Raw genomic sequence first — 395 nt, 5'->3', positions numbered from 1 at the left:
GACGCAATTTTATAAGAATGTTTTTTTCAACTTGGGATGGAGGAAGTTGGTATGCTATCTTTAGAATTATAGGTGAGGGTATTTCTTGTGCTAATGTAAGTTCTTAGCTTCACTCCATGACAAAAGAGGAAGTTCCTTAAGCTTGTCCTTTTCTGATTCCACAGCCCTGTGATATTTTTGCAACGCTAGATCTATTTCCTCTTGTGAGTAAGGTAGGGTTAGGGGTTCATAAGTGGGGACTTCAATAGCATCTATAATTTCTTGTGCGTGTTTTTTAGCGAAATAGTCGCTTACCGAATAATTTTTAAATTCCATTTTATTCTTAAGATTTCTATCGCTATAAAATGTTATAATTTCCTCATTAAAGGGTTTCGGTAATTGTGCGGGGTTAGAGT

At 35.7% G+C, this 395-nt stretch carries 1 pseudogene; it reads right to left on the bottom strand.

What is annotated here, in order from left to right:
- Nucleotides 1-90: 90 nt before the first annotated feature.
- A pseudogene (locus LS72_RS10620) lies at nucleotides 91-395 on the bottom strand (hypothetical protein); the annotation flags it as partial.

Origin of the sequence: Helicobacter apodemus (assembly GCF_000765745.2) — a bacterium.
Lineage (GTDB): Bacteria > Campylobacterota > Campylobacteria > Campylobacterales > Helicobacteraceae > Helicobacter_D > Helicobacter_D apodemus.
The sequence above is the reverse complement of the archived record's forward strand: the minus strand, read 5'-3'. Positions and strand labels throughout refer to the sequence as shown.